At 64.8% G+C, this 23,846-nt stretch carries 24 protein-coding genes and 1 pseudogene; 9 read left to right on the top strand and 16 right to left on the bottom strand.

Annotation, left to right across the window (positions count from 1 at the left end; translation table 11 throughout):
• Positions 1 to 132: 132 nt before the first annotated feature.
• Entirely contained in the window at positions 133 to 753 is a 621-nt protein-coding gene (locus tag ACVJGD_RS31200; protein ID WP_456637811.1) for a response regulator transcription factor, read from the bottom strand.
• A 554-nt stretch (positions 754 to 1,307) separates the two neighbouring features.
• On the opposite strand from ACVJGD_RS31200, the gene ACVJGD_RS31195 reads away from it, so the two are divergent.
• Positions 1,308 to 1,727 (top strand): hypothetical protein, encoded by a 420-nt coding sequence (locus tag ACVJGD_RS31195; RefSeq protein WP_456637810.1) that lies wholly within the window; start codon positions 1,308 to 1,310, stop codon positions 1,725 to 1,727.
• A 98-nt stretch (positions 1,728 to 1,825) separates the two neighbouring features.
• Here the strand turns inward: ACVJGD_RS31195 and ACVJGD_RS31190 are convergent, their stop codons facing one another.
• Positions 1,826 to 2,008 carry a hypothetical protein gene (locus ACVJGD_RS31190; protein WP_454621849.1) on the bottom strand — a complete coding sequence of 61 codons (183 nt, stop codon included), beginning with the start codon at positions 2,006 to 2,008 and terminating at the stop codon, positions 1,826 to 1,828.
• A 255-nt stretch (positions 2,009 to 2,263) separates the two neighbouring features.
• On the opposite strand from ACVJGD_RS31190, the gene ACVJGD_RS31185 reads away from it, so the two are divergent.
• Together ACVJGD_RS31185 and ACVJGD_RS31180 are read left to right on the top strand one after the other, a co-directional pair.
• A complete protein-coding gene (locus ACVJGD_RS31185; protein WP_456637809.1) occupies positions 2,264 to 2,929 on the top strand; it encodes a hypothetical protein in 666 nt (221 codons plus the stop codon).
• A gap of 89 nt (positions 2,930 to 3,018) precedes the next feature.
• Positions 3,019 to 5,076: an acetoacetate--CoA ligase gene (locus ACVJGD_RS31180; protein WP_456637808.1), complete on the top strand. Its 2,058-nt coding sequence runs from the start codon at positions 3,019 to 3,021 to the stop codon at positions 5,074 to 5,076.
• Positions 5,077 to 5,092: 16 nt separating this feature from the next.
• Here the strand turns inward: ACVJGD_RS31180 and ACVJGD_RS31175 are convergent, their stop codons facing one another.
• On the bottom strand, positions 5,093 to 5,731 hold the full coding sequence (locus ACVJGD_RS31175; RefSeq protein ID WP_456637807.1) for an alpha/beta hydrolase: 639 nt from the start codon (positions 5,729 to 5,731) through the stop codon (positions 5,093 to 5,095).
• Entirely contained in the window at positions 5,728 to 6,663 is a 936-nt protein-coding gene (locus ACVJGD_RS31170; RefSeq protein WP_456637806.1) for a ring-cleaving dioxygenase, read from the bottom strand. The genes ACVJGD_RS31175 and ACVJGD_RS31170 overlap by 4 nt, the downstream gene beginning before the upstream one ends.
• Before the next feature lie 131 nt (positions 6,664 to 6,794).
• Here ACVJGD_RS31170 and ACVJGD_RS31165 point away from each other — a divergent pair, with 131 nt between their 5' ends.
• Complete coding sequence (locus ACVJGD_RS31165) at positions 6,795 to 7,688, top strand: LysR substrate-binding domain-containing protein (RefSeq protein WP_456637805.1); 894 nt, start codon at positions 6,795 to 6,797, stop codon at positions 7,686 to 7,688.
• On the opposite strand, the gene ACVJGD_RS31160 is transcribed toward ACVJGD_RS31165, so the two are convergent.
• The gene (locus tag ACVJGD_RS31160; protein ID WP_456637804.1) at positions 7,685 to 8,233 is read right to left on the bottom strand and encodes a cysteine hydrolase family protein; all 549 of its coding nucleotides are present in this window, start codon (positions 8,231 to 8,233) and stop codon (positions 7,685 to 7,687) included. The genes ACVJGD_RS31165 and ACVJGD_RS31160 overlap by 4 nt on opposite strands.
• 111 nt (positions 8,234 to 8,344) lie before the next feature.
• Here ACVJGD_RS31160 and ACVJGD_RS31155 point away from each other — a divergent pair, with 111 nt between their 5' ends.
• Positions 8,345 to 9,328: a GlxA family transcriptional regulator gene (locus ACVJGD_RS31155; RefSeq protein ID WP_456637803.1), complete on the top strand. Its 984-nt coding sequence runs from the start codon at positions 8,345 to 8,347 to the stop codon at positions 9,326 to 9,328.
• A gap of 153 nt (positions 9,329 to 9,481) precedes the next feature.
• Here the strand turns inward: ACVJGD_RS31155 and ACVJGD_RS31150 are convergent, their stop codons facing one another.
• Positions 9,482 to 10,456, bottom strand: coding sequence for a quinone oxidoreductase family protein (locus ACVJGD_RS31150; RefSeq protein WP_456637802.1), 975 nt, complete (start codon positions 10,454 to 10,456; stop codon positions 9,482 to 9,484).
• A gap of 186 nt (positions 10,457 to 10,642) precedes the next feature.
• The gene (locus ACVJGD_RS31145; RefSeq protein ID WP_456637801.1) at positions 10,643 to 11,632 is read right to left on the bottom strand and encodes an NADPH:quinone oxidoreductase family protein; all 990 of its coding nucleotides are present in this window, start codon (positions 11,630 to 11,632) and stop codon (positions 10,643 to 10,645) included.
• 143 nt (positions 11,633 to 11,775) lie between these two features.
• Between ACVJGD_RS31145 and ACVJGD_RS31140 the strand changes: the two genes are divergently transcribed.
• The 3 genes and pseudogenes from ACVJGD_RS31140 (at position 11,776) to ACVJGD_RS31130 (ending at position 15,718) form a co-directional block, all read left to right on the top strand.
• Entirely contained in the window at positions 11,776 to 12,834 is a 1,059-nt protein-coding gene (locus ACVJGD_RS31140) for an AraC family transcriptional regulator (RefSeq protein WP_456637800.1), read from the top strand.
• 108 nt (positions 12,835 to 12,942) lie between these two features.
• Positions 12,943 to 14,471, top strand: a pseudogene (locus ACVJGD_RS31135) (acyl-CoA synthetase).
• Positions 14,472 to 14,506: 35 nt separating this feature from the next.
• Entirely contained in the window at positions 14,507 to 15,718 is a 1,212-nt protein-coding gene (locus ACVJGD_RS31130; RefSeq protein WP_456637799.1) for an ABC transporter substrate-binding protein, read from the top strand.
• Positions 15,719 to 15,857: 139 nt separating this feature from the next.
• On the opposite strand, the gene ACVJGD_RS31125 is transcribed toward ACVJGD_RS31130, so the two are convergent.
• From ACVJGD_RS31125 to ACVJGD_RS31095, 7 genes are all read right to left on the bottom strand, one after another.
• Positions 15,858 to 16,751, bottom strand: coding sequence for a LysR family transcriptional regulator (locus ACVJGD_RS31125; RefSeq protein WP_456637798.1), 894 nt, complete (start codon positions 16,749 to 16,751; stop codon positions 15,858 to 15,860).
• Between the two features lie 42 nt (positions 16,752 to 16,793).
• Positions 16,794 to 16,925 (bottom strand): hypothetical protein, encoded by a 132-nt coding sequence (locus tag ACVJGD_RS31120; RefSeq protein ID WP_456637797.1) that lies wholly within the window; start codon positions 16,923 to 16,925, stop codon positions 16,794 to 16,796.
• Between the two features lie 76 nt (positions 16,926 to 17,001).
• Positions 17,002 to 17,127, bottom strand: a complete 126-nt coding sequence (locus ACVJGD_RS31115; RefSeq protein ID WP_282531786.1) for a hypothetical protein — start codon at positions 17,125 to 17,127, stop codon at positions 17,002 to 17,004.
• A 77-nt stretch (positions 17,128 to 17,204) separates the two neighbouring features.
• On the bottom strand, positions 17,205 to 17,816 hold the full coding sequence (locus ACVJGD_RS31110; protein ID WP_456637796.1) for a TorD/DmsD family molecular chaperone: 612 nt from the start codon (positions 17,814 to 17,816) through the stop codon (positions 17,205 to 17,207).
• 36 nt (positions 17,817 to 17,852) lie between these two features.
• Positions 17,853 to 18,497 (bottom strand): DUF3306 domain-containing protein, encoded by a 645-nt coding sequence (locus ACVJGD_RS31105; RefSeq protein WP_456637795.1) that lies wholly within the window; start codon positions 18,495 to 18,497, stop codon positions 17,853 to 17,855.
• A gap of 20 nt (positions 18,498 to 18,517) precedes the next feature.
• A complete protein-coding gene (locus tag ACVJGD_RS31100; RefSeq protein ID WP_456637794.1) occupies positions 18,518 to 18,994 on the bottom strand; it encodes a DUF3305 domain-containing protein in 477 nt (158 codons plus the stop codon).
• A complete protein-coding gene (locus tag ACVJGD_RS31095; RefSeq protein ID WP_456637793.1) occupies positions 18,991 to 20,004 on the bottom strand; it encodes a DUF6352 family protein in 1,014 nt (337 codons plus the stop codon). Before ACVJGD_RS31095 ends, ACVJGD_RS31100 begins: the two co-directional genes overlap by 4 nt.
• 171 nt (positions 20,005 to 20,175) lie before the next feature.
• Here ACVJGD_RS31095 and ACVJGD_RS31090 point away from each other — a divergent pair, with 171 nt between their 5' ends.
• Positions 20,176 to 22,167 (top strand): 4Fe-4S binding protein, encoded by a 1,992-nt coding sequence (locus tag ACVJGD_RS31090; protein ID WP_456640431.1) that lies wholly within the window; start codon positions 20,176 to 20,178, stop codon positions 22,165 to 22,167.
• Positions 22,168 to 22,180: 13 nt separating this feature from the next.
• On the opposite strand, the gene ACVJGD_RS31085 is transcribed toward ACVJGD_RS31090, so the two are convergent.
• Positions 22,181 to 23,179, bottom strand: a complete 999-nt coding sequence (locus tag ACVJGD_RS31085) for a formate dehydrogenase subunit gamma (protein WP_456637792.1) — start codon at positions 23,177 to 23,179, stop codon at positions 22,181 to 22,183.
• Between the two features lie 55 nt (positions 23,180 to 23,234).
• A complete protein-coding gene (fdh3B, locus tag ACVJGD_RS31080; protein WP_456637791.1) occupies positions 23,235 to 23,837 on the bottom strand; it encodes a formate dehydrogenase FDH3 subunit beta in 603 nt (200 codons plus the stop codon).
• Between the last annotated feature and the right edge of the window lie 9 nt (positions 23,838 to 23,846).

Below are 23,846 nucleotides of genomic sequence, written 5' to 3'. Positions count from 1 at the left end.
TTGAATCGAATCGTTATTTGCTTAAGCGCAATCTCGGCGCCAATGCATCGTGCTTTATGGCGCTCTGCCGCTCCCGCCTGCAGCGGGCATGGGTCGCGCCCGGCAACCGCCTGCTCAGTCGGGGTTTAGCGATCAGGACGACTGCATCAGCGCCTTGCGGACCAGATCGGCGGTGTTGCGCGCGCCGAGCTTGCGCATCGCTTCGGCGCGATGGCTTTCGAAGGTCCGCGGGCTGATGTTCATGCGCAACGCGCCCTGCTTGTTGGAATAGCCTTCGCTGATGAGGCGGAGCACCTCGCGCTCGCGCCTGGTGAGCGGCTTCTGGCCGGCCTTGGATGCAACCGTCATCTTTGGCGGCCGGCTTTCGTCCTTGATGCGCGCGGGCGGATTGTCCCATCCCGCCTTCTGATCAATCACGGGGCCGGATCCGGCAGGAATGTCGGAAATCTGCTTCAGCATCGCGCAGACGCGCTCGGTCTGATGCAGCGCGTTCTCGACCACCTGCTGCAGATAGATCCGGGCTGCCGGCGAATGCGCGAACTGATGGCTGTGCTGCTTGATCTCGTTCATGTAGAGCAGCAGCGCCGTCATCGGACCGTTGAACTGGCGCGCGATCGCAGCGCCCGCCTCTTCCGTCGCCCGTGCGCGCTCTGCGGCGAGTTCCACAATCTCACGATTGCTTTCGAATGGGGCGCGATCCTCCATCCACTTCGACAGATGCGACCCTTCGGCTCGATGCTCGTGTTGTGTCATGCGACCGATCTAGCGACCCTAAGGCTGTTCCCGCGTTAACCCGGCACTCAGTAGGAATACTGAGAACGCGACCATGTGTTGCCAGCTCACAAGGAAATAGAGGCAGACGCGCCTAGAGTTTGCAACAATTCTCGCAGCAATGTGGCAAATCTCAGTATTTCTACTCATCGGGAAAATACTGAAATTACGGCAGAAGATCGTAGTTTCACGAGCATGTGTGTGAGTTCCACACCTCGAATGTTGGCAATTCCCGGGCGCGCGGCGAATCACCCGATGATGCGAATGGAACCGCACCATCGATGCGTGAGTTCGAGAGCTTTCCAGGGAACCCTTATGCGGGCCTGACGACGAACGCGCGGCCCTTGCGCGGAGCTGATGTGACACATCGCGCCGGAACCGAATGATGGGTGCGCGAGAGGCCATCCCGCTGCAGGGACTGCTGCACGATTTGTGATCAACGCAGGGCGCCTCGCGCCTGGCTTGACGATTTACAGCTTTCACCGACACCGCGATCATTGCGATCCCAATCCCTCCAGCTATGAAGGAAGAAGGCGATGGCCCGAGTAACCGGATCATGGCTTGCGATGGCGACACTCGCTTGCGCCCTGGCGTTCATATCAGCCGCGAATGCGCAAACCGCGCCCACGGAGAGCACGGCGCCGCCGACCGCCGACAATGCGGTGATGATCACGGTGTTCCTGAAGCACGATCAGTCGCGCCCGCTCAGCGAACTCAACGCACAGCTCGAGAAGCAGGGATACTACAAGGCGTTCCCACCCGCGGGCGTCGAGGTCGTGAGCTGGTACGTGGTGATGGGCATCGGACAGGTGGTGACGCTGCGGCTGCCGGCATCGCGGCTCCGAGAGGTCAATCGCATACTTGAGGACAAGGCCTGGGGCGCCTATCACACCGAATTCTATCCGACCTATGACTACAAGGCCGTCGGCATGGCCGCGCACGAGAAGGCGCAATAGAGCGGAAGGTACGAAAAATTTCGGGACGCTCAGCTAGCCGAGCGCCAGGTTCGCCAGGCCCACCCAAGGCCGGCGCGCCCAGGCCACGGACCACTGCCTCAGGCGTGCGCCCTCGGCTGCTGGCTCAGCTTCTTCGCCAGCGTCTTCAAATCTTCGACCCGCCTGCTACACAGCAGGCGGGCGAATTCGTCGGCATCGATGGAGGGTTGCGGAAAGACGGGCGGTTGGCGCAACTCCCGGCGCCGCCAGAACAGCCGGGAGAGACGCTGCAGCAGCTTCATTTTCTTGAGCCTCGGTGAAAGCCTGCGCGAATAAGTCGCTGGACCGGTCCTTGGTTCCGCGCATTATCTTTCTCCCGTTCTTTTCTGCAAAGAGCAGCCGGCCCCGGCTGAGGCATATCTTCCTGCTTTCGCATCTGCGTAGTAGCGCTGTGCGCGCCCGCTGCAACCACCGGGTGTGAGGGCACCGCGGATACTCTTGCGGATCATCCGACCGCCGCACTATGACTTTTCCGGTTTTGTCCAGCGGAGCAGCTTATGCGGTCCATTGCCCGGTCCCTGCCATCACAGCAGGCTCTCATCGATATCGGCTTCTTCTGTGGCGTGCCGGTGGTGCTCGCCGTGCTCACGGCGGCGGTCGGGCCTTACGCGGGGAGGATCGGATTCTTCGGCGCGTTCGCTTACGTGCTGTCGCTCTCGCTCATTCCCTGGTGGTTGGCAGGCTTGACCACCCAGCTCGCGAGCAGGGTGTCCGGCGGCCGGCTGCCGCTTTGGCTGACCGCGGCATTCGGCGCCATTGCGGCCGGTCCCTTGGTGTCGATCTACGCGCTGTCAGTGAATTGGCTCGCGGGCGGGATCTGGCCGGATGTAGCAGCAATCCTGCACCCCATGTTCAGCGTCGATCATCTGAAATCCATCGCCTTGTCCGAAGGACGCGCGATCATGCTCTGGATCGCGTTCGTCGTGATCTTCCACGAGACACTCGGCTGGCAGCGATTTGCGCCGGCTGCGAAGGCCGACGACCGCGACCATCGCTTCCAGCTCAGTGGCGCCGATTGGACCGCCGAGGACGACGCCGCGCTCCGGGCGTTCATCGGCGACGGACTGGCGCCGCGCGCCATCGCGGCGGAGATGAAGCGGACGGTGGGCGCGGTGCGTGCGAGGACCGCGAAGCTCGGGCTTCGCAACAATCGTGCGCGCTGACCTCGGCGAGATGACATTCCCGCGCGGGTTCCGTCATGCTAGGACTTTCGGTCGAGCGGCGCTTTCGCCGCGATGCGAGTCGAAGAGCAATGACAGCACCTTACGTTCCGGAGATCGCCCTTTATCGCCGCTGGTTGCAGGAACGGCGCGGGCTGAGCTTTTCCAGCTTTGAAGAGATGCGCCAGTGGTCGGTGCGCGACCTCGACGTCTACTGGCAGAGCATCTGGGACTATTTCGACCTGCGCTCGCCGACGCCGCACCGCGCGGTGCTGGCGGAGCGGAAGATGCCGGGCGCGGTCTGGTTTCCGGGCGCGTCCGTCAACTACGCCCACCAGGTGTTCCGGCACGTCGAAGCCGCCGAGGCCGCGGGCCTGCCGGCGATCGTAAGCAGCGGCGAAGATGGCGTGCTGAAGGAAGCGAGCTGGCCCGAGCTGCGGCGCCAGGCGGCCGCGCTTGCCGTTCACCTGCGCGAGAAAGGCATCAAGCCCGGCGACCGCGTCGCGGCCTATCTGCCGAATATCCCCGAGACCATCATCGCCTTCCTCGCCGCCGCGAGCCTGGGCGCGATCTGGAGCGTGTGCGCGCCCGACATGGCGGCGCCGGCGGTGATCGACCGCTTCAAGCAGATCGAACCGAAAGTGCTGATCGCCTGCGATGCCGTCACCTATGCCGGCCGGCGACATGACCGCCGCGCCGTGCTCGACGAGCTGCGGCGCTCGCTGCCGAGCGTCGAGCATGTCATCCTGCACAGCGATGCAGCGGCAAGTGCCGCCTCGAAAGACCAACTGCTCTTGGAGATTCTGGCAGCCAAAGGTCCCGCGATCGATGCGTTCGAGCCGGTGTGGCTGCCGTTCGACCACCCGCTCTGGATCGTCTATTCCAGCGGCACCACCGGCTTGCCGAAGCCGATCGTGCACAGCCATGGCGGCATCATCATCGTGGTGCTGCCGCTGAACACGCTGCACAACGACATCGGCTGCAGCTACCAGCCGAACTCGTTTGGCGAACGCTTCCATTGGTACAGCTCGACCGGCTGGATCATGTGGAACTGCCAGGTCAACGGGCTCCTGAACGGCACCACCTGCTGCATCTTCGACGGCAGCCCCGGCGGCTCGAAGGACAAGCCGGACTGGACGACGCTGTGGCGCTTCGTGGCCGACGCCAAGGTGACGGTGTTCGGCGCCGGCGCGGCGTTCTTTGCCAATTGCACGAAAGCGGAGATCGATCTCGCCGCCGTCGGCGACCTCTCGCGCCTGCGCGCGCTCGGCTCGACCGGATCGCCGCTGAGCGCCGACACGCAAGCCTGGTTCAACGAGCGCTTCGCGGCGCTTTCAAAGGTGAATGGCAACGCCGCGCAGGCGGACATGTGGTGGGCGAACATCTCCGGCGGCACCGACTTCGCCGGCGCCTTCATCGGCGGCAACAGGGAATTGCCGCAGACGCCGGGCACGATGCAATGCCGGATCCTGGGCTGCGCCGTGGAGGCGTTCAACGAGCAGGGGCGGGCCGTGATCGACGAGGTCGGCGAGCTCGTCTGCACCGAGCCGCTGCCGTCGATGCCGCTGCGTTTCTGGAACGATCCTGATGACGCGCGCTACCGCGCCAGCTATTTCGAGACCTATCCGGATAATTTCGACGGCAGCGGACGCGGTCCGGTGTGGCGGCATGGCGACTGGCTCAAGGTCGGCACCGACGGTTCCTGCGTGATCTATGGCCGGAGCGATGCGACCATCAACCGGCACGGCCTGCGCATGGGGACGAGCGAACTCTATTCGGCGATCGAGGCGCTGCCGGAGATTTTGGACTCGATGGTCGTCGACCTCGAATATCTCGGACGCGAAAGCTACATGCCACTGTTCGTGGTGCTGCGCGATGGCATCGCGCTCGACGAGGCGATGAAGGCAAGAATCAACAAGGCGATCGAAGCCGGCCTGTCACGCCGCTTCCTCCCCAACGAGATCTTCCAGGTGCCCGAAATCCCGCGCACGCTATCGGGCAAGAAGCAGGAGCTGCCGATCAAGAAGCTCCTGCTCGGCCATCCGATCGAGAAGGTCATCAACAAGGACGCGATGGCCAATCCGGGATGCCTGGAGTGGTATCTCGCCTTTGCGGACGATTATCTGCAAAAGAATGCGGGCGCCGCATAAGGCAGCGCCCGCATTTTTACACGGATTGAAGCGTCCGCTTCTTCACCCGCTCCAGCCACTCGCGCGTGAGCACGAGGTCCGCCTGTGAGAGCTGGTGGCCGACCGGCAGCGTCCGGTACGTGACATCGGCACCGGCATCGCCCAGTATCTCGGCCAGCTTCGCCGAGTTCGAGGTCGGCACGATCGGGTCCATCTGTCCCGAAGCTATCAGCACCGGCATGCCAGCCAATTCAGTGTGCGGCGAATCGGACAGCGGGACCATCGCGCGCAGCAGCGCCGCGCCCGACAGCGTGCCGGGGCGGAGCAGCATCAAGGCTGCGGCGATGTTGGCGCCGTTGGAATAGCCCACTGCCACCGGCGCGCCGATGCCGAGACGCCGGCGCGACTCGGCAACGAAGTCGGCCAGTTCGACGGCGCGCCGCCGCACGTCGTCTTCATCGAAGACACCTTCCGCCAGACGGCGGAAGAACCGCGGCATCCCGTTCTCGAGCACGCGGCCGCGCGGCGACAGCAGCGCCGAGTCCGGCGACAGCATCCGTCCGAGATCGAGCAGATCGTTCTCGTCGCCGCCGGTGCCGTGGAGCAGCAGGAGGGGCGGAGCGCCCGCCCCTTCCGCCGGGACGAAGCGATAGACAAAGGGTGTCTCGTTCGTCATGCGACTTCTCCCAAATCAGGCAGCACGCTTTCGATCTCCTTGCGATGCTGCTCAAGAAACGCCGGCAACTTCAACGCATGGCCGAGGCTCTCGACGGGTTCGTCGACCGCAAAGCCCGGAATGTCGGTGGCGATCTCGAACAGCACGCCGCCGGGCTCGCGGAAGTAGATCGAGCGGAAGTAGTTACGATCCTTCTGCTCGGTCGGATGCAGGCCGTGCGCCGAGACCAGCTTCTGCGCCATCTCGCCCTGCTCCGCGTCGTCGGCGGCGCGGAACGCGATGTGATGCACCGAGCCGACGCCCTGACGACCGCGCAAGAATCCCTTGGCCTCGTAGATGTCGACGATGCCGCCCTGGACGTCACCCGGAGCGGCGAAGCGGATCACCGAACCCTCGCGCGCGACCTCGCGGAAACCGAACACATCGGTGAGGATGGCGGCGGTCTTCGCTGCGCTCTCGAGCAGCAAGGTCACGCCGTGGAAGCCGCGGATGGCATGCTCGGCCGGGACGTCGACATTGCTCCAGGCCGGCTCGTCCTCGGCGCCGGGAATGCCGACCAGCGCGAGCGCCATGCCATCGGGATCGGTGAACGGCAGAACCGATTCACCAAAGCGCTTCTCCAACGGCTGGTGCGGGATGCCCTTCTCGACAAAGCGCTGCACCCAGTAGCCGAGCGAGCGTGCCGGAACGCGAAACGCGGTCTGATGAGTCTCGCCGACGCCACGGCGGCCGGCCGGCGCACCCTCCCAGGGGAAGAACGTCAGGATGGTGCCGGGATGGCCGACCTCGTCGCCGTAGTAGAAATGATAGGTCGCGGGATCGTCGAAATTGACGGTCTTCTTGACGAACCGCAGGCCGAGGTCGCGCGTGTAAAAGTCAAAATTCTTCAGCGGGTTGCCAGCGATGGCGGTGACGTGGTGGATGCCTGACATGATCTTCCTCCTTGAACTCCAGAGCCCAGATGGCCTCGTCCCACCTAATATTGGCCCGCTATGTTTCGAGAACAATCCATGCTTTCATAGCGCCACTGTCTACGATTTGAGGACAATCGGCCGGAGGCAAGATGGACAAGGTCGCGAGCTTGCGGGCGTTCGTGAAGGTCGTGGAGACCGGCAGCTTCGCCGAGGCCGGCCGGCAGCTTCGGCTCTCTCGCTCCGCGGTCAGCAAGTATGTGGCCGAACTCGAGGAGAGCCTCGGCGTGCAGCTCCTCAACCGCACCACCCGCCATGTCAGCACCAATGAGAACGGCCAGATGTATTTCGAGCGCGCGCTCTCGATCCTGTCCGAACTCGACGCGGCCGATCAGGCGGTGTCGCAGGCGCAATCGACGCCCCACGGACTGCTTCGCGTCAACGCGCCGATGTCGTTCGGCACGCTGCGGCTCGGCCCGGCGGTCGCGGACTTCATGGGGAAATATCCGAAGATCCAGCTCCAGCTCGTCCTCAGCGACGACCTGCTCGACCCCGTGCAGGACGGCTTCGACGTCACCTTACGGATCGCGGAGCTGGAATCCTCGAGCCTGATCGCGCGCAGGATCGTGCCGATCGACCGCGTCGTTTGCGCCTCGCCGGACTATCTCGCGAAGCACGGCACGCCGGCCCATCCGCGCGATCTCCGCGAGCATGCCGCGCTGACCTACGGCTTCCTGCTTACCGGCAACCAATGGAAGCTGACGGGTGCAGATGGCGATCACTGGATCCAGCCATCATGGTCGCTGTGCGCGAACAACGCGGAAGTGCTGCGCGACGTCGCCGTGAAGGGACATGGCATTGCGCTGATCCCGACCTTCATCGCCGGCGATGCGCTCCATACGGGAGCGCTGAAGATCATCCTCGCGGATTATCACGCACCGCCGCTGACGCTCTATGCGATCTACCCACCGACCCGGCACCTCTCGGTGAAGGTGCGGCTGTTCATCGATTTCCTGGTCGAGCGCTTCGGCGCGGGCGCGGATTAGCGCGACAGATAATCCGCCGTGCTTACCAGCGTGCCGTAGGACGAGCCCAGCGCGGCCATGAACGCGGCGTGGACCTGCGCGGCGGGAACGCTGACGCCGCCGAACGCGAGGTCACGGGTCGCGCAGGCATCGTACACGACGGTGGCCTTGTAGCCGAAATCGGCGGCCGCCCGCGCTGTCGCGTCGATGCACATATGGCTCATTGCGCCGACGATCACGACGTCCTCGATGGCTTTCGCATCGAGCGCCTGCTTCAGCGCCGTGTCGCGAAACGAGTTGGGATAGTTCTTCACGATCACACTCTCGCCTTCAGCCGGCTGAACGGAAGCATGGATCTGCGCGCCCTGTGATCCCGCGACGAAGAACGGCGCATCCGGCCGCACGAACTCATGCCTGATGTGAATGACGGGATCGCCGCTCGCACGGGCGGCAGCAATGACGCGCCCCGCATTGGCTGCGGCCGCGTCGATGCCGACCAGCGGCAGCTTGCCGGAAGCAAAATAATCGTTCTGAAGATCGACAACGATGATCGCGCGCCTGCTCATGGCCGGACCGTCCTTTCCGCGGATTGGTTCGCATCTTGCTGGACAAGCCTAGGCCCGCCATCGCATGGTGCAAATTGGCGATGCCGACATAAAAGGGGTTGATATCGACACATGGCCGTTGCCCGCAATCCCATCGAGATCGGACTGGTGCATTATCCCGGCGCGCAGCTCGCCGCGATCCATGGGCTCACCGATCTGTTCGGCGTTGCCGACCGGATTGCGACCCGGCACCGCAAGCGGAAGTCCGCGCTGCTCCGGATCAGCCATTGGCAGCAGGCAGCACCCGACAAGCCGCCGGCGCGGGTGTTCGACACCGCCCCGGACGGCGATGCGAAGGCTGCACCTGCCGCGCTGATCCTGCCGCCGAGCCTGGGCGATCCGCCCACGCCCGAGAAGGCGGCGCCTTTCGTGCGCTGGCTGCGCGGCCACCACGATGAGGGCGTCACGCTTGGCTCCGTGTGCGCGGGCGCATTCCTGCTCGGCGAGACCGGCCTGCTCGCGGGACGATCGGTGACGACGCACTGGGCCTATGCCGAGCAATTCCAGAACCGCTTCCCGGAAGCGCACGTCGATATCGACCGGCTCATCATCGACGACGGCGACATCATCACCGCCGGAGGCGTGATGGCCTGGACCGATCTCGGCTTAAAACTGGTCGACCGCCTGCTCGGGCCGACGGTGATGATCGAGACCGCGCGTCTGCTGCTGGTCGACCCGCCCGGTCGCGAGCAGCGCTATTACAGCGCGTTCGCGCCGCGGCTGACCCATGGCGACAAGGCCGTGCTCAAGGTACAGCACTGGCTGCAGGCGACCGGCGCCAAGAACATCGCGCTGGCAACGCTGGCCGCGCGCTCCGGCTTGGAAGAGCGCACCTTCTTGCGCCGCTTCCAGAAGGCGACAGGCCTGACGACGACGGAATATTGCCAGCGGCTGCGCGTCGGCAAGGCGCGCGAGCTCCTGCAATTCGGCAAGCTGCCCGTCGACCGCATCGCCTGGGACGTCGGCTATGGCGACACCAGCGCGTTCAGGAAGGTATTCACCCGCATCACCGGCCTGACGCCGGGCGACTACCGGCGCCGCTTCAACGTGGAGTGACGAATGCTCCCTCTCCCGCTTGCGGGAGAGGGCGGGGTGAGGGTGTCTCCGCGATTCACGCTGTTCGAACCTGCGGAGCGAGCCCCCACCCGGCGCTACGCGCCGACCTCTCCCGCAAGCGGGAAAGGTGAAGGACCGCTCAACTGAATCGCTTCACACCAGGAACACCGTCGATCCCGTGGTCTTGCGGGCGGCGAGATCGGCGTGCGCCTTGGGAGCGTCCTTGAGCGGATAGGTCTGGTTGATCTCGATCTTGACCGCGCCGGATTTCACCACGTCGAACAGCTCATTCGCCATCGCTACCAGGTTCTCGCGCTTGGCGCCATAGGTGTTCAGCGTCGGGCGGGTCACGTACAGCGAGCCCTTCTGCGCCAGCAGACCGAGATTGAGCGGCTCGACGCTGCCGGAGGACTGGCCGAACAGCACCGCAACCCCGAGCGGCGCCAGGCAATCGAGCGATTTCAGGAACGTGTCCTTGCCGACGGAATCATACACCACCGGCACCAGATTGCCTCCGGTGATCTCCCTGACGCGCGCGACGAAATCCTCGCGCGTGTAGACGATCGCATGCGCGGTGCCGTGGGCCTTCGCGAGCTTCGCCTTCTCGTCGGTGGAGACCGTGCCGATCACGGTGGCGCCGAGATGTTTTGCCCATTGGCCCAGGATCAACCCGACGCCGCCGGCCGCGGCATGCAGCAGGATCGTGTCGCCGCTCTTGACGCGATAGGTCTGGCGGATGAGGTACTGCACCGTCAGGCCCTTGAGCATCATCGCGGCGGCGGTCTTGTCGTCGATGCCGTCGGGCAGTTTGAGCAGACGATCGGCCGGGATCAGCCGCTCCTCGGCATAGGCGCCGAGCGGCGAGCTGCCATAGGCGACGCGATCGCCCGGCTTCAGGTCGGTGACGCCGGGCCCGACTTCCTCGACGATTCCAGCGCCCTCGCTGCCAAGGCCACTCGGCAGCGGCACGCCGTAGACGCCCGCGCGGTTATAGATATCGACGAAGTTCAGGCCGACTGCGGTGTGACGGATCCGCGCTTCGCCGGGACCAGGCTTGCCGAGCTTGACCTCCTGCCATTTCAGAACCTCGGGACCGCCGGCCTGATGGAAACGGAAGGCATATGTCATGAGAAGCTCCTGCAGCGCGGGATGATCGTGAATTTCGGCGAAAGCGGCGAATGCGATCCGTTTCGCCGGCCGCAGACCATATCAGCGTGCCGCACGGCGGCAAGCGGCGCCTGCGGTCATCTTGCCGTGAGAGCCCTGATGCATTGCAGAATTTCGAAACGCGCAGGTCAGACTGGGATGCGCAGGTCAGATCACCACAACGACCTTGCCGAGGGCGCGCCGGTCGGCGAGGTGCTGGATCGCCTTGCCGCCCTCCTGCAGCGGGAATTCGGCGCTGATGCCGGGCGACAGGGCGCCTCGCGAATACCAGGCCTGCAGTGCACACCGATTTTCGGCGACGCGCGAATCCTGCGACAGCGTGAACGTGCGCCAGTTGATGCCGAGCACGTCGCAGTTCTTCAGCAGAGGAAGATTGAGCGGCAGCGATGGAATCCCCGCGGTGAAGCCGAGCACGAGATAGCGCCCGCCCTCAGTGATGCAGCGAATGGCGGCTTCCGAGAGCCATCCACCGACGGGATCGAGGATCACGTCGGCGCCGCGCGAACCGACCGCCTGCTTCAGCCGCGCAGCGAGCTCGCGACCATCCCCTGTTGTCCCGGCCGAATAGATCACCCCCTCGGCGGCGCCGTGCTGACGAGCAAAGCCGAGCTTCTCTTCCGATGATGCCGCGGCGACGACACGGGCGCCGAGAATGCGCGCAACCTGCACGGCGGCAATACCGACGCCTCCTGCTGCGCCCAGCACCAGCACGGTTTCACCGGCCCGCACGCCGGCACGGGTGTGCAGCGCGTAATAGGCCGTCTCGAAGGTGAACTGCATGACCGCGGCATCGACAAACGACATGCCGTCGGGAATCGGGCTGCAGCGCGCGGCATCGACGGCCACAAACTCCGCCATGCCGCCGGTTCCGGTCCGCGCCGCAACCCGATCGCCGACGTGCAGCCCGATAGCCCCTTCCCCTATCGCAGCCACGACGCCGGCCACCTCGGCCCCCGGCGCGAACGGCCGCGGCGTCTTGACCTGATAGCGATCCTGGATCGTAAGGAAGTCCGGATAGTTCACGCCGCACGCCTTCACCGCCACGAGCACCTGTCCCGGCCCTACGACCGGCTCGGGCACATCGAGCAGCCGCAGCGTTTCGGGCCCGCCCGGCTCGCAACTCATCAATGCGCGCATCAAGTCTCCTCCGGCGACGATCCCATTGGCGACAATGAAAAGAAGTCTTGCGCCCGCAATGACGAAAACGACCAGTTGCGTTGACCTTGGCTGCCACAGGAATGGTGGCGACGGAACAATCCCGGCGCTAACATGATGACGTCATGCCGGGAGCCTCCGCCGCACTTCGATCATCACGCGCTGCGCCGTCGCGCTCAGCGATCGATTCCGGCTATGTCGGACTGGTGCTGAGCGGCGTGCGCGAGGCCGGCTTCGATATCGACCGACTGCTGGCCCGCGCCGGCATCGCGCCCGAGCAGCTCGAGAAGCCCGGCGCCCGGTTGCCACAGGATCAGTTCGCCCGCCTGATCGCGATCCTGACCCGGGAGACGCGCGACGAGCTCTGGCTGTTGTGCAACCGCCCGATCAAGCCCGGCACCTTCCGCATGATGTGCCGGCTATTGATCCGCTCTGCCAATCTGCGCGAGGCGATCCGGATCGGCTGCCAGTTCTACCATCTGGTCGCGGACGATTTCGTGGTGCGGCTGGCGGAAGGGCTTGATGACGCTTCGCTCTACGTTACCGACACCATCGCTCAGCCGAACCGGCGGCGCATGGTCAATGGCGCGATCCTGTTGTTCGCCTACGGGCTGATGTGCTGGCTGGTGGGTCGCCGGCTGCCGCTGATCACCGTTCACTACGTCTTCCCGGAAGAACCGTTCAGTTCGGAGCTGGAGCCGTTCTACCGGGCGCCGATGCTGTTCGAGCAGCCGCGCACGGAAATCCGCTTCGATGCCGAGCTCTTGGATCTGCCGATCATGCCTGACGAGGAGCGGCTGCGGCGCTTCCTGGCGTCGATGCCCAATGCGCTGCTGGTGCGCTACCGCGACGACAGCAGCATGGCCGAGCGGGTGCGCGGCATTCTCCGCCGCAACCTCAAGCGCGCGCTATCGTTCGAGGACATCGCCGGGATGCTGGCGGTCTCTCCGCAGACGCTGCGCCGCCGCCTGCTCGAAGAAGAGGACTGCGGCTTCCAGGACATCAAGGACCGGCTGCGGCGAGACCTCGCCACCCACCTGCTGCAGAAGTCCCGCCTGTCGCTGGAAGAAATCGCGGTCTCGCTCGGCTTCTCCGAACTCAGCACCTTCCACCGGGCGTTCAGGCGATGGACCGGCGTGACGCCCGGCGAGTACCGCGAGCACCGCGGCTCGCCGGTAAAATAGCGGCGTCGGATTCCGCCAATCGGATTGGCAGGCGCGGTCATTCAATGATGCAGCCTTGATGCGGATAATCCCGGCAAGGCCGATGTGTTCGGCCATCACGGGGAAGAAATGCCAATCCTGCGCCAATGGGCTGAACGTCATCCCGACAAGACCGCCGCGCTCGTCGCGTTTTCCGACCAAGCGATCACCTATGGCGAGCTCGACCGCCGGGCCAATGCCGTCACACAGCTCCTGATCTGGATGGGGCTCGCCGCCGGCGACGGCATCGCGATCATGCTCGACAACGATTCCACCTATTTCGAGCTGATCTGGGGCGCGCGACGCCACGGCGTCTATTACACGCCGGTCAGCACACATCTGAAGCCCGAAGAAGCGGCCTATATCGTGCGCGACAGCGGCGCCAAGCTGTTCTTCGCCGCCTCGCGTTTCACCGAGGCGGTCCAGGCACTGCTCGCCGACAATCCGCATCGTTGTGCCGTGTACGCCGTTGGCGGTGCATTGGACGGCAGTCTTGACTACGCCGCAGAGCTCGCCCGCTTCGATCGCCTGATCGAGATTCCCGACGGCCCCGTCGGCAAGGATTTCTTCTATTCCTCGGGCACAACCGGCAAGCCCAAGGGCATCAAGCAGCCGCTGTTCGCCAATCTCCGCCAGGCTCAGGCCTCCGGCGACTGGGTGCGCGACAATTTCGGCTTCGCGGAGGATACGGTCTATCTCTCTCCGGCACCGCTGTACCATGGCGCGCCGCTGCGCTTCACGATGCGCACGCTGGAGAGCGGCGGCACCGCCGTGATCCTGAAGAAGTTCGTGGCCGAGCAGGCGCTCGCCGCGATCGAGCAGTACCGCATCACCCACAGCCAGTGGGTGCCGACGATGTTCTTCCGTCTGCTCGCGCTGCCGGACGAGACACGCGCCCGCTACGATCTCTCCTCGCATCGGTGTGCGATCCACGCCGCCGCGCACCTTGTCCGCCCGAGCTCAAGGAGCGGATGATCGGCTGGTGGGGACCGATCGTCTGGGAATATTACGCGGGCTCGGAGCGCAACGGCGCCACCTGCATCTCGACCGCGGACTGGCTGACGCATCGCGGCTCGGTCGGGCGTGCCTGCGTCGGCACCATCCATATCCTCGACGACGCGCAGAACGAGCTCGGCCCAGGTGAGATCGGCGACGTCTATTTCGACGGTCCGCAATTCGTCTATCACAACGATCCCGAGAAGACCGCGCGCTCGCGAAACGCCAAGGGCTGGTCGACCATCGGCGACGTCGGCTATCTCGACAAGGACGGCTTCCTCTATCTCACCGACCGCCGCTCGCACATGATCATCTCGGGCGGCGTCAATATCTATCCCGCCGAGATCGAGAACCGCCTCGCCCTGCACCCTGAAGTCGCCGACGTCGCCGTGTTCGGAATCCCCAATCCGGAATATGGCGAGGAGGTAAAGGCGGTGGTGCAGCTCAAGCAGCCAGCAAAGGCATCGTCGGCGCTTGCGGACCAACTGATGGCGTTCTGCCGGGACGGCCTGTCGCACGTCAAGTGTCCGCGCTCGATCGATTTCGAGGCCGAGTTGCCGCGGCAGGAGAACGGCAAGCTGTTCAAGCACGTGCTGAAGCAGCGCTATCTGCAGCCGGCCTGATCAGAGATCATCAACAACGAAGACAGGAAAAGAGCATGAAGAAGCTCATGGTGGCGACCTGTGCGATCGCATGGGCGGGATTGTCGTTCTCCGCGTTCGGGCAGGAGAAAAACTACGGACCGGGCGTGACCGATACCGAAGTCAAGATCGGCCAGACCATGCCCTATAGCGGCCCCGCATCGAGCTTCGCGGCGATCGGCCGCGCGATGACCGCCTATTTCCAGAAGGTGAATTCGGAAGGCGGCGTCAACGGCCGCAAGATCAACCTGGTCTCGCTCGATGACGGCTACAGCCCGCCCAAGGCGGTCGAGCAGACGCGCCGGCTGGTCGAAAGCGAGGAGGTGCTGGCGATCGTCGGCACCTTCGGCTCGCCGACCAACTTTGCCACGCAGAAATATCTGAACGCCAAGAAGGTGCCGGGCCTGTTCCTCGGCACCGGCGCCAACCGCGTCTCCGAGCCCGCGACCTATCCGTGGTCGATGGGCTGGCAGCCGAACAACCATGCCAAGGGCGTGATCTACGCCAAATATCTCCTGAAGGAGCGGCCCAACGCGAAGGTCGCGGTGCTGTTCCAGAACGACGATTTCGGCCGCGACCACCTCAAGGGCTTTCGCGACGGGCTTGGCGACAAGGCCGCCACGATGATCGTCAAGGAGCTCAGCTACGAGATTGCCGAGCCAACCGTCGACTCGCAGATCCTGATCCTGAAGGCCACCGGCGCCGATGTGTTCCTTGACATTTCGACGCCGAAATTCTCGGCGCAGGCGATCAAGAAGATGGCTGAGACGAAGTGGGACGCGCTGCATCTTCTCAGCGACGCCGCCGGCTCGATTTCCAGCACGCTGGCGCCGGCGGGGCTGGACAATTCCAAGGGCGTCATCACTGTCGCTTTCCGCAAGGATCCGAACGACGCGGCATGGGCCGATGATGCCGGCATCAAGGAATATCTCGCCTTCATGAAGCAATACATGCCCGAAGCCAATCCGTCCGAAACCTATCACGTGTTCGGCTATGCGACGGCGCAGACCTTCGTTCACGTCCTGAAGAATTGCGGCGATGACCTGACGCGCGAGAACCTGATGAAGCAGGCGACCAGCATCAAGGACCTCGTTCTCCCGATCATGCTTCCCGGCATCAAGCTCAACACCAGCCCGACGCGCTACACGCCAATGAGCCAGGAGCAGTTGATGCAGTTCGACGGCGTGAAATGGAAGCCGATCGGCGAAGTGATCGACGCGGAGAAGTGAGGCGAGCTGCATCCGCGAGAAAGCAGCGCCTCCTCCCCCGCTTTAGCCCTGCACTTGCGGGGGAGGTGGGGTGAGGACTCTATCCACCCTGAGACTGTCGACGCGGTTCGCGAACGCGGCGCTGGCATAACATCGCACACTAGAACTGCTTCGCGATCAGGGCGCGGAACCAGGTCTGGCCGGGATCGACCGCGAAGCGCGGATGCCATTCGAGGTCGATCGCGAAGGTGACGTCGTCGAGCGGAAAGCGGACCGAGGTGCAGGGCAGCGGTGCTTCCTTGTCGCGCGCCCATCGCGCCGGTATAGCGGCGACGAGATCGCTGTTGGCCACAATATGGCGCGCGTCCCGCCAGCTCGGCACGTTGAACACGACATGGCGATAGAGCCCGCGGATGCGCAAGGCGTCGTCAATCACGTTGGTGCCGATCGTGCCGGCGACCTTGACATGCGAGAGCGAGGCATAGAACGGCAGCGTCATCCTGCTGCGACGCGCCGGATTGGTGTTCCGCATCAGCACCACGAACCGTTCGTCGAGCACGCGCAGCCGCTCGCGCCGGCCTTCCGGATTTCCCGAAGACGCAAGCCGGACGTGAATTTCGTCGCCGACGATTTCGTCCTCGCGCGGATCGCCGGTGAAGTGCGCCGCATTGATGCGGATGCCGGGCGCTTCCTTGCGCAGGATGGGACACAATCGCTGCAGCAGGTGGCCCGACACGTATTCCGAGATCCGCAACGTGAAGGTCCGCTCCGCGGTCGCGGGGTCGAAGCTTGCGGATCTGTCGATGGTGCGCTCGATCTGTTCCAGCGCCGCATGCGTCGCGCTCGCGAGTTCGAGCGCGCGCAGCGTCGGCTCCATCCCGTCGGGAGAGCGGACAAACAGCTCATCATTGAAGGTGTCGCGAAGCCGCCGCAGCGCGTGGCTCACCGCTGACTGCGTCAATCCCATGCGCCGCGCGGCCTTGGAGACGCTACGCTCGGCCACAAGAGCCTCGAGCATGACGAGCAGATTGAGATCGATGGTTCGGGGGCGCATGGCAGGCCGGCGATGGACGGAGAGATTCTCCGCCTAGCCCTATCATGGGCCGATCCCGTTTCTCAAACCGACCGTCCAAGGCCGGACGATCGCATCGGCCTGTTTCGTCGGTGTCGGATAGATCAGCGATTGATCGTCGATGTCCTGGACAGGCAATTTCTCGACACCGGCCATCGCGTGCAGTTGCACCAAATGAGGCCGCGCTTTCAGCTTGGGGTTCGAGACCCGGGCCGATTGCGGGTCATCGTCGCTAAACTCTGGCGCTCGGCAAGGCAAACGCCGTCGTCGCCGATTCCTGCACGAAATTGTCGAGAATCACCGCCGCTCCAACCGCGACAACGACGGCGAACAGGCAGGCCAGGACGAACGCGCGCATCGTGTTTCTCCTCTTCACGTCATCTTGTAGCACAGTTCCGCAGCGGACGAGTTCCAGCCGCGGACAAAAAGCGGTGTTCAGCCGGAAAGCGCGAACGCCTCCGCTTCGATGTCGATGAAGGTCCGTCCGAGCGCGCCAACCGATGCATAGAAATCAGCCGATTTTGCCCGTTCCAGATCGACGAAGAAGCGCCTGATCCAGGGCGAAAGATGCCGCTCGAAGAACTCGCGGTCGGCGCCATCGGGCGCGGCGATGGCGCCACCGGCCAGGCCCGCCATGATCTCACAGAGGAATCCGGCGTGGTCCTCCGGCTCCGTCAGCTCCGGCGTCTTTTCGATGCCGAGGCCATCGAGCGTTTCCCGCACCCGAACGAGCGGACGCCCATACAATGTCTCGGCGAGATAGTGCGACGCATAGGGCAGCAGCGCGCCCTCTCCCAGGCCGGCAAACAGCGCAAAGAACTCGCGCGCTACGCGCGCTTGATCGGTCCGGCGGGCCGCTTCGGCCAGCGCGATATGGGCCATGCCGATCGGGCTGGCATCGCCGCGCAGGCCGGCGAGACGGGACAGGAGCTGCGCATCCGGGCTGCGGGTCAGCAAGGTCGCGAGCAGCGCATATTCCTGCGCCCGGGCGCGGTCGATCTCATCGACAAGGCGCGCTGCAGAGCCCTTTGAAATTGAATCCGTCATCGTTCGATCCGGAAAGACATGTGGCTTTGGCCATCGCTATCGCGGCAATGCGCTGCCATGACGCCGCTTTCGGGGAGGATCATGTGATTCCTCGACAGGCACTTGCTCGCGCTGCGCGGCCATGTCCTGCATTTCGTTCGGCTCTGCAGCGGCAGCAGCAAGGGACGGCCTGTCTGTCGCAGGCGGCTGATCCAGGACGGGCTCCGCGGCATCGGCCGCCCCTGGCCGAACCGGATCGACCGGCGACGTCACCTCCGCAAGCGCATCCGGAAGCTGCTGCAGCCGCTTTGAGACCTCTGCGAGAAGATCGGCGGCCTTTTCCATAGGATCGAGCGGACCGAACCCCGGAATTGCGCTTGGATCGTTGAAATCCCACTGGTTCTCCGCAATGCCGATGAAGTCGCGAATGACGGGATCGCTGGTCCAGGCCCGGCGTAAGGCCGCGCGGGTCAATTCGGCTGGAACGCCGGCGCGCAGGAACGCGGCAATGTCCGTATTGGCGGCAATCGATTCGATTGACGGCAGGCTGGCGAGGTCGAACGGCTCATCGCTCGCCGCCTCGGTCGCAGGCGGCGCGGCCGCCTCCTCACGGTCTGCCGGAGCGGCCACCGCATCGCGGCCCTCTTTCGAGGCCTGCTTCAGCCGCGCCCAGCGAAGGAAAACATTGTGCTCTTCAGCCACGGTCCGTTCTTTCTCGTGTCCTACGCCCGAGGTCCCTGCCGATCGCGCTGTCGCTTGATGAAGGGACGCTCGACATGATGCTCGGCTACAAATCGCTCGACGATCTCGGCAATGCCGGCGGGCATCGGCACCGCGTCGACCAGATTGCTGCCGGCATCGGTGAACGCCTCGCCCTCGGCCGGATCCGCGGTGACCGCGAGCAGTTCGTAAGGCGGCTCGGCGCCGGTCGGCCGCAGGTTGACCCAGAGCGCGGGCGAGCCGGATGCGAGATTGTCCCGATAGTTCGTGGTCTCGGTGCGGTGCAGTTCGATCATCGCCTCGCCGGCATAGAACAATGTCACCTCTCCTTCCGCATCGAGCGGCGTCCATGGCGCCGCCGCCGGGCTTCCGACGAGCACCGAAACCGGCCGCCACAGCAAGCCGGCCCAGGCACTCCTGCCCTTGCGCCGCTCCACCACGACGCCCACGGAAATGCGCTCCAGCGCGGTCGATATCAATTCACTGCCTCCGCGTTCGCAATCGGCAAGCCGGTGATGAGATTTTGCGGCTTCAGCCGCAACACCTCGTCGGCGGTCATGGCGAGCAGCAGATAGACCGGCTCGCCCCTGACCCTTTCAATCATATAGGTGGGATCGCGGAACGTCAGCCGGTACAGGCCGATCAACTGGGCGCGTGCCGCGTCATCGAGATCATCGCCATGCCAGATCGCGTCACCAATGCGTGTGGCGTCGGTGCTCAGTCCGACGTACCAGTTCCATGAAACCTCGCGCAGGTCCGCCACAGGCTCGACCTCGACCTCGATCGCCAATAGATGCGCAAGCCAGCGGGCAACGACATCGCCAAGTGCCGCCAGGCCGCGCCCGCCGGCAGCCAGGTCGAGCGCCATGTCGAACCGGTCGCTGCGCTCCCAATAGCCGCCTGCCGTGGATTCGTTCAGCACATCGACCTCGGTGACGTCAGGCAAGCCGAGCAGCGCCATCAGCGGCGACGCCGAATGCCGGCCGGTAACCGAGCCCCGTTCCTCGTCGATGGCGAGAACCGATGCCCCTTCGATCATCAGCTTCTGGGGGCGGAAAAACAGCTCGGCAGCGCGCAGCATGAAAGCATCGCCGCAATCATCCAGCGCGTTGCGCAGGATCAGTTGCACGAGTTGGCCAATGAAGAGCTGGGGAAAGGCGATGTTGCGCCTGACAATCGCGAGATAGGCGGCCTCGAGGGTCCGATGCTTCACGAGATGGTCGCGCCAGGCGATCATCATCTGCCAGTTCTCGCGCGCATCGGCGTCGGCGATCGCCTCGGTCTGCCCGGCCGCGACAGGCCGCCGCGGATCGCGCAACAGCGCGCGGTGCAGTTCCTGCTCCGCCGCGCAGGCGTCCGGTGGCGGCACCAGCTCAGGCCGCGCCAGATAGGCCTTCAGGAAGTCGTCGGTGACGAGCAGCCGGCCGTCCCCGTCGCGGTCGAGCAGATGATGGCCGCAAGCGAACCAGAAATCACGCCGCGCCCTCATCCGATGCTCCCTGCAAGTCGCTATTCCACCATCGTATTTTGCCGGAGAGACAGTATATACTTTCTACAAATTCCCGGCCAGTTTCGCCGGCCGCACTGCATAGCTACACGAGTTCGTGACCGGATGTCTGAGACCGCAAGGCGCGTTTTCATCTGTTCGTGCGAAGGCACGATGCCGCTCGACGGCGATGCCATCAGCCGCGGCTGTCGTCACGAAATGGCGACCGCAACGCAGCTCTGCCGCGCCGAACTCGATCGTTTCCGGGCCGTTGCCGCCGAAGACGGCCCGCTCACGATCGCCTGCACCCAGGAAGCGCGGTTGTTCTCTGACGTGGCTGAAGAAAGCGGCCGCACACAATCCATGCAATTCGCCAACATCCGCGAGGCCGCCGGCTGGTCCAATGACGCCGATCGCGCGGGACCGAAGATGGCGGCGCTGCTCGCAGCCGCAGCCGAGACTGCGCCACCAGCGCCATCCGTTGAGCTCGAAAGCGGCGGCGTCATCCTGATCTACGGCCGCGATGAGGCCGCGATCGAGGCCGGCAATCTGCTCAAGGACCATCTCGACGTCACCGTTCTGATCGCGCCGCCGGCTGCCATTGCGCCGCCGCGCCGTGACGAATTCCCGGTGGCGAAGGGAAAGGTGACCGCGGCACGCGGCCATCTCGGCGCCTTCGAGGTCACGGTCGACGATTTCGCCGAAGCCGCGCCTTCCTCGCGCAGCACGCTACTGTTCGGCCCTTCGCGCAACAATGCGCGATCGAACTGCGACATCATCCTCGACCTGACCGGCGGAGCGCCATTGTTCCCGGCTGCGGATTTGCGCGACGGCTATCTGCGCGCCGATCCGGATCATCCCGCGGCGATGCTGCAGGCCGTGCTCAAGGCGCGCGATCTCGTCGGCACCTTTGAGAAGCCGCGCTACGTCACGTTCGACGCCAAGCTGTGCGCGCATTCGCGCTCGGGGCGCATCGGCTGCACCCGCTGTCTCGATCTCTGTCCCACGGGCGCGATCACGCCGGCCGGCGATCATGTCGCGATCGATCCGAACATCTGCGCCGGCTGCGGCCAATGCGCGGCGGCCTGCCCGACCGGCGCCGCGTCCTACGCGCTGCCGCCGGAAGACGCACTGATGCGCAAGCTGCGCATTATGCTGATCGCCTATCGCGAAGCCGGCGGCGAACAGGCGATCGTGCTGGTGCATGACGAGGCGCATGGCGCACCGCTGATCGACGCGTTGGCGCGGTTCGGCGATGGGCTGCCGGCCAACGTGTTGCCATTCGCGGTCAACGAGGTCACGCAGATCGGGCTCGAGAGCATCGCCGCCGCCTTCGCCTATGGCGCCTCCGCGATGCGCCTCCTGCTGCGGGCGAAACCGCGTCACGACGTCGCGGGCCTGACGCGGACGATGGCGATCGCCGATCCGATCCTGGCCGGGCTCGGCTTCGGCACCGCGCGGATCGCCACCATCGAGACCGACGATCCGGACGCGCTGCTCGAGACGCTGCGCGTGATCCCGTCATTGCCGCCGGCGCCGCGGCCGGCAAGTTTCCGGGCCACGGGGAAGAAACGCGACGTGCTGCGTTTTGCGCTGGGCGAATTGCACCGCGCCGCACCCGCGCCTGCCGATGTCATCGCGCTGCCTGTGGGGGCGCCGTTCGGCGCAGTGGAGGTCGATGCGTCTGGCTGCACCCTGTGCCTGTCCTGCGTGTCGGCATGCCCGACCAGCGCCTTGCGCGACGATCCCGAGCGGCCGGTGCTGCGGTTCGTCGAGGATGCCTGCGTCCAGTGCGGCCTGTGCAAGTCGACCTGTCCGGAGCAGGTGATCACGCTGGTGCCGCGGCTCGATTTTGGCGCCGTCAAGGCCCCGGCCCGCATCCTGAAAGAGGAAGAGCCGTTCTCGTGCATCCGCTGCGGCAAGCCGTTCGGCGTCAAGAGCACGATCGACCGCGTGGTCGCCAAGCTCGAAGGCAAGCACTGGATGTACAAGGGCGCGCCGAGCAAGCTCGACGTCATCAAGATGTGCGACGATTGCCGCGTCAACTTCGTCGCCGAGCAGGGATTCGAATCCTACGGCGTGTCGAGCCCGACCGTCCGCACCACCGATGACTATCTGCGGGAGCGCGAGGCGCAGCAAAGCCGCACTGACCGCGATCGCCACTAAGCGGCCGGCATCTTCATTCCGCCGCCGTCGCTGAAGGCCGGTTCTCGCCGGCGAGCTTCTTGGCGAGCCATTGGTCGTGATGTTCCTTGGCCCAGTTGAGGTCGACCTCGCCGGTGCCCATGGCCTCGAACGCGCCCTCCATCCCGAGTGTGCCGATATAGATGTGGGCGAGGATCAGGGCGATGAACAGGATGGCCACCACCGCGTGCACCACCTGCGCGAGCTGCATGCCGAGGATATCGGTGCCGTAGAACGGAAACAGCAGCAGGAACCCCGAAGCTGATACGGCGATGCCGGCCGCGATCGACAGCCAGAACACCAATTTCTCACCGAAATTGAAGCGGCTCGCCGGCGCATGCCTGTTCTTGATGAAGCCGCCGCCCTGCTTGAGCCACTCGATGTCCACCTTCTCCAAAAGATTGTCCTTGAAGAAGATCACCATGATCAGGACGAGACCCGCCACGAAGGCGAAGCTGGTGAAGTTGTGGACGTATTTCGCGACCTGCGAGATGGCGGCGAACATATCCGGCCCGACGAGCGGCAGCAGCAAGGCCTTGCCGAAGGTGATGTTCAGCCCGGTCAATCCGAGGATGACGAAGGACGCGGCCGTCAGCCAGTGCGCGAAACGTTCGAAAGCCTCGAAGCGAACCACTTTCTGCCCCGAGCGCCCGGCCGAGATCGGAAGCTTTCCGAGGATCAGATAAGCGATCGCCAGCAGCACGACCGTGCCGAGGATCAGGATCGCGCCACCCCAGCGCAGCAGAACCTGGTGGAAATAGTCCCAGGTCCGTCCCGCCGGCTGGATCAGCACGCTGGACCTGGTGTCGGGAATGTCGACGCGGCCAGCGATACGCGGCACCTGCTGCAGCAGCTCGCGCTGGCTGGTGACGCTTTCGGTCGGGTTTGGCGCGCCATCGGGACCGAGCTTCTGCGCGAACGCAGGCACCGCCACGGCGACCGCGAGCAGCGCCAGGACGAAGGTCGCCAGACGAAAGCGTGCGAGAAACGTCATGACCATTACCCTGTTCTCATCCCGCGCCCATCCCGGGCCGCATGAGCCTGTCCGCTCAGACTACAACGTCTTCGTGATAGGCCGTGGTCCAGCCCCAGGCACCGGAACCATAGCCCCGCTTACGCACCCGCTCACCATAGATCTGCGCGATGATGTCGCCATCGCCGGCCAGCAGCGACTTGGTCGAGCACATCTCCGCGCACATCGGCAGTTTGCCCTCGCCGAACCGGTTCGAGCCGTATTTGGCGAATTCCGCCGCACTGCCCGGCGCCTCCGGTCCGCCGCCGCCGGCGCAATAGGTGCATTTGTCCATCTTGCCGCGCGAGCCGAAATTGCCGACCTGCGGATATTGCGGCGCGCCGAACGGGCAGGCGTAGAAGCAATAGCCGCAACCGATGCACTGGTCCTTGTTGTGCAGGACGACGCCATCCTCGGTCGGGAAGATGCAGTTCACCGGACAGACCGCCGCGCAGGGCGGATCCGTGCAATGCATGCAGGCCATCGAGACCGAACGCTCGCCGGGCTTGCCGTCATTGATGGTGACGACGCGGCGGCGGTTGATGCCCCACGGCACCTCGTTCTCGTTCTTGCACGCGGTGACGCAGGCGTTGCAGTCGATGCAGCGGTCCGCGTCACACAGGAATTTCATGCGTGCCATCGTCTGTTC

Source organism: Bradyrhizobium sp. USDA 10063, from assembly GCF_054063735.1.
Note: the sequence above shows the minus strand (reverse complement) of the source record. Positions and strands in the feature narration are given on the sequence as shown.

What these genes read in the sequence shown, in the direction of transcription:
- ACVJGD_RS31120 (WP_456637797.1), bottom strand. Translation starts at nt 16,925, where the DNA reads ATGGCCGGTGTCGAGAAATTGCCTGTCCAGGACATCGACGATCAATCG.
- ACVJGD_RS31085 (WP_456637792.1), bottom strand. Translation starts at nt 23,179, where the DNA reads ATGACGTTTCTCGCACGCTTTCGTCTGGCGACCTTCGTCCTGGCGCTG.
- ACVJGD_RS31140 (WP_456637800.1), top strand. Translation starts at nt 11,776, where the DNA reads ATGCCGGGAGCCTCCGCCGCACTTCGATCATCACGCGCTGCGCCGTCG.
- ACVJGD_RS31090 (WP_456640431.1), top strand. Translation starts at nt 20,176, where the DNA reads ATGCCGCTCGACGGCGATGCCATCAGCCGCGGCTGTCGTCACGAAATG.
- ACVJGD_RS31200 (WP_456637811.1), bottom strand. Translation starts at nt 753, where the DNA reads ATGACACAACACGAGCATCGAGCCGAAGGGTCGCATCTGTCGAAGTGG.
- ACVJGD_RS31115 (WP_282531786.1), bottom strand. Translation starts at nt 17,127, where the DNA reads ATGCGCGCGTTCGTCCTGGCCTGCCTGTTCGCCGTCGTTGTCGCGGTT.
- ACVJGD_RS31160 (WP_456637804.1), bottom strand. Translation starts at nt 8,233, where the DNA reads ATGAGCAGGCGCGCGATCATCGTTGTCGATCTTCAGAACGATTATTTT.
- ACVJGD_RS31185 (WP_456637809.1), top strand. Translation starts at nt 2,264, where the DNA reads ATGCGGTCCATTGCCCGGTCCCTGCCATCACAGCAGGCTCTCATCGAT.
- ACVJGD_RS31095 (WP_456637793.1), bottom strand. Translation starts at nt 20,004, where the DNA reads ATGAGGGCGCGGCGTGATTTCTGGTTCGCTTGCGGCCATCATCTGCTC.
- ACVJGD_RS31145 (WP_456637801.1), bottom strand. Translation starts at nt 11,632, where the DNA reads ATGCGCGCATTGATGAGTTGCGAGCCGGGCGGGCCCGAAACGCTGCGG.
- ACVJGD_RS31110 (WP_456637796.1), bottom strand. Translation starts at nt 17,816, where the DNA reads ATGACGGATTCAATTTCAAAGGGCTCTGCAGCGCGCCTTGTCGATGAG.
- ACVJGD_RS31155 (WP_456637803.1), top strand. Translation starts at nt 8,345, where the DNA reads ATGGCCGTTGCCCGCAATCCCATCGAGATCGGACTGGTGCATTATCCC.
- ACVJGD_RS31150 (WP_456637802.1), bottom strand. Translation starts at nt 10,456, where the DNA reads ATGACATATGCCTTCCGTTTCCATCAGGCCGGCGGTCCCGAGGTTCTG.
- ACVJGD_RS31190 (WP_454621849.1), bottom strand. Translation starts at nt 2,008, where the DNA reads ATGAAGCTGCTGCAGCGTCTCTCCCGGCTGTTCTGGCGGCGCCGGGAG.
- ACVJGD_RS31195 (WP_456637810.1), top strand. Translation starts at nt 1,308, where the DNA reads ATGGCCCGAGTAACCGGATCATGGCTTGCGATGGCGACACTCGCTTGC.
- ACVJGD_RS31170 (WP_456637806.1), bottom strand. Translation starts at nt 6,663, where the DNA reads ATGTCAGGCATCCACCACGTCACCGCCATCGCTGGCAACCCGCTGAAG.
- ACVJGD_RS31125 (WP_456637798.1), bottom strand. Translation starts at nt 16,751, where the DNA reads ATGCGCCCCCGAACCATCGATCTCAATCTGCTCGTCATGCTCGAGGCT.
- fdh3B (WP_456637791.1), bottom strand. Translation starts at nt 23,837, where the DNA reads ATGGCACGCATGAAATTCCTGTGTGACGCGGACCGCTGCATCGACTGC.
- ACVJGD_RS31175 (WP_456637807.1), bottom strand. Translation starts at nt 5,731, where the DNA reads ATGACGAACGAGACACCCTTTGTCTATCGCTTCGTCCCGGCGGAAGGG.
- ACVJGD_RS31165 (WP_456637805.1), top strand. Translation starts at nt 6,795, where the DNA reads ATGGACAAGGTCGCGAGCTTGCGGGCGTTCGTGAAGGTCGTGGAGACC.
- ACVJGD_RS31130 (WP_456637799.1), top strand. Translation starts at nt 14,507, where the DNA reads ATGAAGAAGCTCATGGTGGCGACCTGTGCGATCGCATGGGCGGGATTG.
- ACVJGD_RS31180 (WP_456637808.1), top strand. Translation starts at nt 3,019, where the DNA reads ATGACAGCACCTTACGTTCCGGAGATCGCCCTTTATCGCCGCTGGTTG.